The organism is Actinomadura sp. KC345, assembly GCF_004348515.1.
Classification (GTDB): Bacteria; Actinomycetota; Actinomycetes; order Streptosporangiales; family Streptosporangiaceae; genus Spirillospora.
On sequence record NZ_SMKH01000279.1, the window covers coordinates 1 to 10,081 of the forward strand.

Annotated in this window: 7 protein-coding genes and 1 tRNA gene; 7 read left to right on the forward strand and 1 reads right to left on the reverse strand. The window is 69.3% G+C overall.

Translation table 11 applies throughout. The features are described 5' to 3' along the window. Positions 1-70 precede the first annotated feature (70 nt). A tRNA-Leu gene (locus E1281_RS31945) sits at positions 71-153 on the reverse strand. Positions 154-280: 127 nt separating this feature from the next. Here E1281_RS31945 and E1281_RS31950 point away from each other — a divergent pair. The 7 genes from E1281_RS31950 to pknB all read left to right on the forward strand — a co-directional run bounded on the left by E1281_RS31950 (position 281) and on the right by pknB (position 9,560). Further along, entirely contained in the window at positions 281-1,036 is a 756-nt protein-coding gene (locus E1281_RS31950) for a DUF3662 and FHA domain-containing protein (protein ID WP_131883442.1), read from the forward strand. 11 nt (positions 1,037-1,047) lie between these two features. Then, positions 1,048-1,545 carry an FHA domain-containing protein gene (locus E1281_RS31955; protein WP_131883443.1) on the forward strand — a complete coding sequence of 166 codons (498 nt, stop codon included), beginning with the start codon at positions 1,048-1,050 and terminating at the stop codon, positions 1,543-1,545. Beyond that, positions 1,542-3,116: a Stp1/IreP family PP2C-type Ser/Thr phosphatase gene (locus E1281_RS31960; RefSeq protein ID WP_131883444.1), complete on the forward strand. Its 1,575-nt coding sequence runs from the start codon at positions 1,542-1,544 to the stop codon at positions 3,114-3,116. Before E1281_RS31955 ends, E1281_RS31960 begins: the two co-directional genes overlap by 4 nt. After that, on the forward strand, positions 3,117-4,703 hold the full coding sequence (locus tag E1281_RS31965) for an FtsW/RodA/SpoVE family cell cycle protein (protein WP_131883445.1): 1,587 nt from the start codon (positions 3,117-3,119) through the stop codon (positions 4,701-4,703). Between the two features lie 141 nt (positions 4,704-4,844). Beyond that, the gene (locus tag E1281_RS31970; protein WP_243717636.1) at positions 4,845-6,320 is read left to right on the forward strand and encodes a penicillin-binding protein 2; all 1,476 of its coding nucleotides are present in this window, start codon (positions 4,845-4,847) and stop codon (positions 6,318-6,320) included. Further along, positions 6,317-7,732, forward strand: a complete 1,416-nt coding sequence (locus E1281_RS31975) for a serine/threonine-protein kinase (RefSeq protein WP_131883447.1) — start codon at positions 6,317-6,319, stop codon at positions 7,730-7,732. Before E1281_RS31970 ends, E1281_RS31975 begins: the two co-directional genes overlap by 4 nt. Before the next feature lie 22 nt (positions 7,733-7,754). After that, the gene (pknB, locus tag E1281_RS31980) at positions 7,755-9,560 is read left to right on the forward strand and encodes a Stk1 family PASTA domain-containing Ser/Thr kinase (protein ID WP_131883448.1); all 1,806 of its coding nucleotides are present in this window, start codon (positions 7,755-7,757) and stop codon (positions 9,558-9,560) included. Positions 9,561-10,081: the final 521 nt, after the last annotated feature.

The following is a 10,081-nucleotide window of genomic DNA, read 5'->3' on the forward strand; positions in this document are numbered from 1 at the left end:
CCCCTGGGCCAACATGAAGAAGGAGTGCCGGCCCGCGCTCTCCGCGGGCACGCCACTCCCAACTCGTTCGTGGGCGAGGAGGGATTTGAACCCTCACATCCTTTCGGACACACGGACCTGAACCGTGCGCGTCTGCCGTTCCGCCACCCGCCCCGGGTGTGCACCCGTCTCCGGACGCCTGAAAAGGCTAGCACGGTCGGAGCAGTGGTTAGGTATCCAGATACTTCGAGCGAACCTTCGCACCGATACGATCGTCTACCAGTGGGGAAGGGAGGTGCCCGTGGGCGTCATTCAGCGCTTCGAGCGACGGCTCGAGGGCATGGTCGAAGGGGCCTTCGCCCGTGCCTTCAAGTCTGAGCTGCAGCCGGTCGAGGTGGCCAGTGCTGTGCAGCGCGAGATGGACGATCGGGCGGCGATCGTGGCACAGGGCCGCACGCTGGTTCCGAACGACTTCGTCGTGGAGATCTCTCAGCAGGACGGGCAGCGGCTTCAGGTCTACGCCGACAGCCTGAGCCAGGAGCTGGCGAATCTCGCGCGGGAGTACGCGAAGGAGCAGGGGTACTCCTTCGTGGGGCCGGTGCGTGTGCGGTTCGAGAACGCGGGCGATCTCGCCACGGGCATGTTCCGCATCAGGTCGGGGGTGATCAGGGGTTCGACCGTGGAGGGCGGGGAGATCCGCCAGCCGGTGAGCGATGTGCCGCAGAGCGGGCGCGGGGGCGTCTTCGGGGGGCATCCGAGGCTTCTGGTGACCACGGCGGTGGAAGGCTCCGACACGACTCAGCGCACCTACGAGATCAACACACCAGTGACCCTGCTGGGTCGCGGCACCGACTGCGACCTGCGTCTCGTCGACCCGGGCGTCTCCCGGCATCATGCCGAGATTCGCGTTGAAGGTCCCGAAATCGCCCTCGTGGATCTAGGGTCGACCAATGGCTCGTTCGTGAACGGGCAGCCGATCCGGCGAGTCACGCTCGTTGACGGCTCCCGCGTCACGATGGGCCGGACCACCCTTGTGTTCCGCCGCGATAGGGAGTAACCCCGACTCCGATGTCCCCATTCACCCTCACGCTGATCAAGCTGGCGTTCCTCGCGGTGCTGTGGCTGTTCGTCATCGCGGCCGTCGGCGTGATCAGAGCCGACCTGTTCGGCTCGAAGGCCGCGTCCAAGGCGGCCACGCGCGCGTCCCAGCCCCGGCCCCCGAAGGCACCGAGGCAGCCCAAGCCGCCGCGGCAGCAGCGCAGCGCCCAGAACGCCGCCCCGACGAAGCTGGTGGTCGTCCAGGGCGAACGGACAGGCACCGTCATCGACCTCACAGGGGTGCCCATCACCATCGGTCGGGCAAATGACGCCACGCTGGTTGTCACCGACGACTACGCTTCGAGCCGGCATGCCCGACTTTATGCGCAGGACGGTCAGTGGATCGTGGAAGATCTCGGCTCGACCAATGGGACATATCTCGGACGCACGAAGGTGAGCCGGCCGATGCCGGTCCCGCCGGGCGTACCGGTCCGTATCGGCAAGACCGTGATCGAGCTGCGCAAATGACAATGGGAATCCGCTACGCCGCGCGCTCCGACGTCGGCATGCTGCGCGAAGGCAACGAGGACTCGGCGTACGCGGGCTCGCACATGCTCGCGGTGGCCGACGGGATGGGCGGGCACGTCGGCGGCGAGATCGCCAGCGCGGCGGCGATCGAGGCGCTGCGGGCGCTCGACAAGGACCTGCCGGCGACGGAACTGCTCGCCGCGCTGGAGCACACGGTCAAGGCCGCGAACGACAACCTGCACCGCATCGTGGAGTCCGACCCCGCCCTGCAGGGTATGGGGACGACGCTGACCGCGATGCTGTGGGCGGGCAACCAGGTCGCGCTGGTCCACATCGGGGACTCCCGCGCCTACCTGCTGCGGGACGGCAGCCTGTTCCAGATCACGCACGACCACACGCTGGTGCAGTCGCTGGTCGACGAGGGCCGGATCACCCCGGACGAGGCGGCCTCGCACCCGCAGCGCTCGCTGCTGCTGCGGGCGCTGGACGGCCGCGGCGAGGTCGACCCGGACCTGTCGCTGCGCGAGGCGCAGGTCGGCGACCGGTACCTGCTGTGCTCGGACGGCCTGTCGGGCGTCGTCACGGCGGAGACGATCTTCCAGGTCCTCACGGACGTCGACGACCCGGACCAGGCCGTCCGGCAGCTGATCGACCTGGCGAACCGCGGCGGCGGCCCCGACAACATCACGTGCGTGGTGGCCGACGTCGTCGACCTCGAACGGCAGCCGCCGACGGGCGGGCCCGGTCACGCGGTGGGCGCGGCGGCGAACACGACGCCGCCCGAGCCCCCCGGCGGAGGCACCGGCGCGAACACGACGGTCTCGGACACGCCGGCGGGGCGGGCGGCCCAGCTGCGCGAGACGCGGCCGCAGCCGCCGGTCGCCGTGGACGAGATGCCGCCGCCTCCGGCCCCGGCCGCGATGGGCGAGCCGATGGGGCCGCCGGGTACGGCGCAGCAGGCCGCGATGGAGCAGCCGCGGCGCGGCGGCGCCCGCCGCTGGACGTGGCTCGTGGTCGTCGCGGGCGTGGTCGTCGTCGGTGTCGTGGCGGGCGGGTTCGTGCTGCTGCAGAACGTCCGCAACGGCTACTACATCGGCGAGCAGAACGGAAGGGTCGTCCTGTTCCGCGGGACGACGCAGGATGTGCCGGGCATCAGCCTGTCCCGCAAGGACGAGAACCAGCCGAGCCCCGCGATCATGGTGGCCGACCTGCCCCAGGATCTTCAGGAGCAGGTCAGGTCCGCCTACACGGTCGACAGCCCGCAGCAGGCGTGGAAGCGGCTGGAGAACGCGGTCTGCAAGTACTCCCTCGTCGACAACGGCGGCAAGATCGCCATCGTGAAGGGCAAGGGGCAGGACAACTGCGGGCGGGCGACGACGGTCAAGAACACCAACATCCCCGTCGGTGAGCTTCCCGGCTCGGACGCCACGGAGATCGGCAAGGGCACCATGGCGTTCGTCGGCCAGGCCGCCGCGGAGCAGAAGCTGCAGGAACTGACCGCCCGCCGGGACCAGTGCAAGGCCCCCAACTCCGACATCCCGGACTGTCCCTCCAGCGGAGGGAAATCGTAGATGCATTCGATCGGGGACCAGATCAGGTCGCGTCTGCCGTACCAGCGGCGGAACGCGGCCTCGCTGGCGCTGCTGATCTTCGCGATGGTGCTGACGCTGTCGGCGTTCGCGGAGGTCGGGCTCGCGCGTGACGGCAACATCCCCGCCGGGCTGTTCGTGTACGGCGGCGGCCTGGCCGTGCTGGCGTTCGTCGCCTACTTCGCCCAGGCGAAGTTCACGCCGTACGCCGACCCGCTGCTGCTGCCGCTGGCGGTGGCGCTGAACGGCGTCGGGCTGGCGATGATCTACCGGCTCGACCTCGACACCAGCGCCGACCGCAAGGCCGCCGCGGCGGAGGGCAAGAAGCTCCTCGAAGACGCCGCCGACGCGCCCAGCCAGCTGATGTGGACGTTCGTCGGGATCGCGCTGTTCGTCGCCGCCGTGCTGATCATGCGGGACACCGACAAGACCGACGCCCCGCTGTCGTTCACGCCCAAGACCGCGCAGCGCTACACGTACCTGATCGGCCTCACCGCGGTCATCCTCCTGCTGCTCCCGATCGTCCCCGGCGTCGGGCAGTCGATCAACGGCGCCCGCGTCTGGATCAGCGTCGGCCCGTTCTCGGTGCAGCCGGGAGAGTTCGCGAAGCTGCTGCTGGTCGTGTTCTTCGCCGGCTACCTGGTGAACAAGCGGCAGGCGATGTCGCTGATCGGCAAGAAGGTCGGCCCGTTCAGCCTCCCCCGGGCCCGCGACCTCGGGCCGATCATGGTGATCTGGTTCTTCTGCCTGGGCGTGCTGTTCCTGCAGAAGGACCTCGGTACCGCGCTGCTGTTCTTCGGCCTGTTCGTGTCGATGCTCTACATCGCCACCCAGCGCATCTCCTGGGTGGTGATCGGTGTCGGGCTCCTGGCGGTCGGCGTGTTCATCGCGACGCTGCTGCCGTTCATGGGGCACGTGAACCAGCGCATCGACATCTGGCTGAACCCCAAGCCGTACTTCGACGGCGGCTGCCTCATGGAGAGCGGCAAGGTCGTCCCCGTCAACCCGAACACCGAGATCTACAAGAAGTACGACACCGAGGGCACCATCTCGCCCGGCTTCACCGCCTGCGCCGAACTCGGCGGCGAGTACTCCGACAGCGCGCAGCTGATGAAGGGGCTGTTCGCGCTCGGTGAGGGCGGCATCCTCGGGTCCGGACTCGGGCAGGGCGAGCCGTGGCGCACGCCGCTGTCCTTCAGCGACTTCATCATCACCTCGCTCGGTGAGGAGATCGGGCTGACCGGCCTGATGGTGCTGCTGCTGATCTACGCGTTGATCGTGCAACGCGGGATGAAGACCGCCGTCGCGGCGCGCGACCCGTTCCTGAAGCTCTTCGCGGGCGGTGTCTCGTTCGTCCTGGCCCTCCAGGTCTTCGTGATCGTCGGGGGCGTCACCCGCCTCATCCCGCTGACCGGCCTGACGACGCCGTTCCTCTCCCAGGGCGGGTCGTCGCTGATGGCCAACTGGATCCTGATCGCGATTCTGGTGCGCATGAGCCATGACGCTCGCAAGCCGGCCCCGCAGGCGATCCAGGACGAGGGCATGACCCAGATCGTGAGCACGAGGTGAATTCGCCCGGATGAACAGCCAGCCGGCCGGCGCGGCCTGGACCGAGGGGCGCGCGGAGCGACGAAGGAGTGAGCACGCGACGAGGGAAGGCCGCGCCTTCCCTGGGTCGCTCGCAACCGAGCGGAGCGTGGCCTAATGAACATGGACAAGCCGCTGCGGCGGGTGGCGATCTTCGCGCTGCTGCTGATATTCGGGCTGATGGCTCAGGTCAACTACATCCAGGGGAGTCAGGCGGAGAGCCTGCAGACCGACGCCAACAACAGCCGGCAGTTCGCGGACGTGTTCAACTCGCCGCGGGGCCAGATCTCCGCGGGCGGCGAGGTGCTGGTGACGTCGAAGCCGACCGGCAAGGACAACCCGAAGTACGGCCGGTCCTACAAGGACGGCGCGGTCTTCGCGCCGGTCACCGGATACTTCAACGGCAACGCGACGCAGATCGAGCGGGCCTACAACTCGCTGCTGGGCGGCAAGGACAAGCGCATCACGCAGCAGCGCTGGTTCGACTCGTTCATCGGCAAGCCCGCCGAGGGCGCGAACGTCGAGCTGTCGATCGATCCGGAGGCGCAGCGGACGGCGTACCAGCAGCTGAAGGCCAGGACGACGCAGGGCCGCCGCGGCGGCGCCGTGGTGATGGACATCGAGACCGGCGCGGTGAAGGTGGCGGCGTCGTGGCCGTCGTTCGACCCGAACGAGGTCGCGCCGCAGACGGGCGAAAAGGGCGGCAAGCGGCTGGAGCAGTTGAACGAGGGTGACGGCGTCATCCGGCCGCTGGTGGACAACGCGCTGAGCCAGACGTTCCCGCCCGGTTCGTCCTACAAGGCGGTGACGTCGGCGATCGCGATGGAGAAGAACGGCATCGACAGCTCGACGGTCATCGAGACGGGCCAGCTGATCCTGCCGGAGTCGAACCGGCCGCTGCCGAACTCCCACGACACCGGGAACTGCGCGGGCCAGGCCCCGCTGCGGGGCGCGTTCGCGGAGTCCTGCAACACCTCGTTCGCGAAGATGGCGCTCGACATGGGCATCAAGCAGCTCAGCGCGGGCTCCTCGAAGTTCGGTTTCAACAAGCGCATCGAGCTGGAGCCGGACATGTACGCGGCCGAGAGCTCCGTGCCCGTGGAGTACACGGGCCCCGACGGCGAGACCGTCCCCACCGGCCTGGACGGGACGGCCCGTTCCGGCATCGGGCAGGAGAACGTGCGGGCCACCCCCCTGCAGATGGCGATGGTCGCGGCGGCGATCGCCAACGAGGGCAAGATGATGAGCCCCTATCTGGTGGAGAAGGTCCGGGCGAAGGACCAGAGCGAGCTCTACAACGCCTCGCACAAGGAATACGGGCAGCCCTTGAGCGAGGACCACGCCGAGCAACTGGCGGACATGATGCGCGCCGTGGTCACCGAGGGCACCGCGACGAACCTGGGGGGCATGCGGATCGCCGGTAAGACCGGTACGGCCGAGCAGGGGCCGGGCAACCCGAACGCCCGCTGGTTCGCCGGTTTCAGCCCGGTCGAGAAGCCGCGCTACGCGTTCGCCGTGATGACCGAGGGCCCCGGGGGCGGCGCCAGCGACGCCGGCCCCGTGGCAGGGGCGATCATGGCTAAGGTCTTGGAAAAGTGAGCACGGGCCTCGTCCTGGACGACCGGTACCGGCTGCTGGAGCGGCTGGCCATCGGCGGGATGGGCGAGGTCTGGCGGGCCTCCGACGACAGGCTCGGACGCGAGGTCGCGGTGAAGCTGCTGCGACTGGAGCTCGGGTCGGACATGTCCGCGCGGAACCGGTTCGAGGCGGAGGCGCGGTTCGCCACGGAGCTGCGGCACCCCGGGCTCGCCGTGGCGTACGACTTCGGCGAGCAGGACGGCCGCACGTACCTGGTGATGGAGCTGGTGCCGGGCGAGCCGCTGGACGAGATCCTGGCGCGCGACGGCGGGCTGACGCTTGAGGCCGTCCTGGACCTGGTGATCCAGGCGGGACGTGCGCTGACCGTCGCGCATGAGGCCGGGGTCGTGCACCGGGACGTCAAGCCGGCGAACCTGATGGTGTCGCCGGACGGCACCCTGAAGATCACCGACTTCGGGATCGCGCGGCGGCTGGCGGCGGCGTCGCAGACCGCGACCGGAATGGTCATGGGCACGGCGCACTACATCTCGCCGGAGCAGGCCCAGGGGCTCAAGCTGTCCCCGTCCGCCGATCTGTACTCGCTGGGCGCGGTGGCCTACGAGTGCCTGACGGGCGCCCCGCCGTTCGACGGCTCCACGCCGGTGGAGGTGGCGCTCAAGCACGTCCGGGACGCGCCCGCCGAGCTGCCGCCGCGGGTTCCGGCCGCGGCCCGCGACCTGATCATGGAGATGCTGGCGAAGGAACCGGCGGACCGTCCGGCGGACGCGGGGACGGTCGCCTCCCGCGCGCTGGCGGTCCGCAGGTCCCTCAGCACGGGGCGGCTTCCGCGCGTGACCCCCGAAGCCTCCCCAGGTCGGGCGCCCACTTCGAAGATCGTTACTCAATCGACTGCTTTGTCGGGATTTGACGCTGGCCAGGGGGCGGATAACCTCGCCACGGGGTCAGTGCACGGGCAACGGCGCACCGCATTGACGTACGCGTCCGTCGCGGCCACGCTGCTGGTCTGTGCCATCGTGATCGGATCCGTCTGGAAGGGGATCGAGTTCACCGGGTCCGACCAGGACGAGCGAGACCCTCCCGGCCCCCCGGCCACGCAACCGGTCGGGGACGACACCGTCGAGGAACCGGTCGTCCAGCCGGGTACCCCGACCACCCCGGGCAGGTACCGGAACCGCAGTACACCAAGACCGACTGTCACGCAGCGGCCCCGGACGCATAGGATCCGTCCGTCAACGCCGGAGGCCCGCAAGGCGTCCCCTTCATACAAGCCATCCAACAAACCGCCCCGGGCGACTCCCACCGCCCCTGAGCCAACACCCACACCGACGGGGACCACCACGACTCCGTCAACTCCGAGCCCGGATCCCTCTCCTGAAGAGAGTGGGAAGCTAGGTTCGGAGGCCAAGGTGTAGACGTACGAGGGAAAGTGCACATATGAGTCAACCTCGGCTGCTCGGCGGCCGCTACGAGCTCGAAACGGTGATCGGGCGCGGCGGCATGGCCGAGGTCTACCGTGCCCGAGACCTGCGTCTCGATCGCATCGTCGCGGTCAAGACGCTGCGGTCCGACCTGGCCCGTGATCCCACGTTCCAGGCCCGGTTCCGGCGCGAGGCCCAGTCGGCCGCGTCGCTGAACCACCCCTCGGTCATCGCCGTGTACGACACCGGCGAGGACATGATCGGCGAGACCTCCATCCCGTACATCGTCATGGAGCACGTGGACGGGAGCACGCTCCGCGATCTCCTGCGGGAGAACCGCGCGCTGCTCCCCGACAAGGCACTGGAGATCACCGACGGGATCCTGCGCGCGCTGGACTACAGCCACCGCGGCGGGATCGTGCACCGCGACATCAAGCCGGCCAACGTGATGCTGACCAGGCAGCACGAGGTCAAGGTCATGGACTTCGGCATCGCCCGCGCCATGGCCGACTCCGCGGCCACGATGACCCAGACCGCCCAGGTCATCGGTACCGCGCAGTACCTGTCCCCGGAGCAGGCGCGCGGCGAGCGGGTCGACGCCCGCAGCGACATCTACTCGACGGGCTGCGTCCTCTACGAGCTGCTCACCGGCCAGCCGCCCTTCACCGGCGACTCCCCGGTCGCGATCGCCTACCAGCACGTCCGGGAGGAGCCGGTCCCGCCGTCGCAGGTGGACCCGCAGATCCCGCAGTGGGCCGACGCCATCGTGCTGAAGGCGATGGCCAAGGAGGCCGACCACCGCTACCAGAACGCGACGGAGTTCCGGCAGGAGATCCAGCGCGTCCTTCAGGGGCAGCCGGTGGCGTCCACCGCCGCGTCCACGATGCTGATGGGCGGGCAGGCCCAGGGCACTCAGGTCATGGGCGGGCCCCCGCCGCGCACGCAGATGCAGCGCCCGGTCGACGACGGCTACGGACTGCCGCCGGCCCGCTACGACGACGACTATCCCCAACGCGGCGGCGCCGGCAAGAAGGCGGCGCTGTGGGTGGGCCTCGCCGTGCTGTTCATCGGCGGCGCGGCGCTCGTCGGCCTCCTGATGAGCGGCGGCGACGACAGCGAGCAGGTGGCCGTCCCGAACAGCATCGTCAACGTCTCGCAGAGGGACGCGACCCAGCAGCTCACCCAGCTCGGCTTCAAGGTCGGCGAGCCGAAGAAGGACTACAGCGACGAGATCCGGCGCGGTTTCGTCATCAGCTCCGACCCGAGGCCCGGCGCGACCGCCACCGAGGGCACCACGGTGACGCTGGTGGTCTCCCAGGGCAAGAGGCCGCCGACGGAGGTCGACGTCCCGGACGTGACCGGCAGGCCGTTCAGCTCGGCCAAGAAGATCCTGGAGGACCGCGGGTTCGAGGTCGAGAGGCGCGTGGACAACAGCGACTCCGTCCCGCGGCTCAGCGTCATCAACACCGACCCGCCCGGTGGCTCGAAGGCCCCCAAGGGCGCCACCGTGACCGTGACCATCTCCAACGGCCCCACCAACCTCAAGGTGCCGGACCTGTTCAACAACAGCCAGCGGGCCGCGTGCGGCCAGCTGGAGAGCCTCGGCCTGAAGTGCAAGGTGGAGAAGGGCGTGCCGCCGCCGGACAGGCCGGTCGACGTCGGCCTGGTGTTCAACCAGCAGCCCGGCCCGGACGCCCAGGTCGCCCCGGGCGACACGGTCACCATCTTCATCGCGGAGCCCCCGCCGACGAGCCCGACGCCGACCCCGCCCGGCGGAACACCGACACCCGGGTTCCCGGGCTTCCCGGGCGGCGACGACTGACCACGCCACACCAAGGGCCCCGAGCCCCTCTCCACCGGAGGGGCTCGGGGCCCTTGGCCGTGCTGACCTGCGAAGCAACCCCCGCATACGCGCCATCGAGGGCCAATCCGGAAAAAGTTCGTTGAAACCCGTAACGTCCTACCGGGTCGTAACGAAGACCATGGTGAGGGCTTCCGCCATTGCCCCCGAGTGGCGGAAGCCCTCGTACGTGTTTATTTGTAGTTTCCTTGGCGTCGGGCCCTGGGGGCCCTCCTTCGGCGGAAACTACGGTGCGATCGCTGCATCGCTCCGAACTCGCCTTGCGGCTCGCTTCGCGATCAGGTTTCTTGCTTCGCTCGAAACCTGCCTTCGGACGCGATCGCAGGGGTTTTGGTCGTCGCGGGGTTGGGGTGGTGGCTTGGGTCGCTGCGTCTGTTGGTTGCGGTGGGTGGTCCGGGTCGGGCTTCGTGCGTGCTCGCCTTGCGGCTCGCTCTCGAATCGGCGCGGGCGCCTTGTGGTCTGTTGTGCCTGGGGTCAGGGGG

Excerpts from the sequence above, each read along its gene's own strand:
- E1281_RS31955 (WP_131883443.1), top strand. The coding sequence starts at position 1,048 with ATGTCCCCATTCACCCTCACGCTGATCAAGCTGGCGTTCCTCGCGGTG.
- E1281_RS31960 (WP_131883444.1), top strand. The coding sequence starts at position 1,542 with ATGACAATGGGAATCCGCTACGCCGCGCGCTCCGACGTCGGCATGCTG.
- E1281_RS31965 (WP_131883445.1), top strand. The coding sequence starts at position 3,117 with ATGCATTCGATCGGGGACCAGATCAGGTCGCGTCTGCCGTACCAGCGG.
- E1281_RS31970 (WP_243717636.1), top strand. The coding sequence starts at position 4,845 with ATGGACAAGCCGCTGCGGCGGGTGGCGATCTTCGCGCTGCTGCTGATA.
- pknB (WP_131883448.1), top strand. The coding sequence starts at position 7,755 with ATGAGTCAACCTCGGCTGCTCGGCGGCCGCTACGAGCTCGAAACGGTG.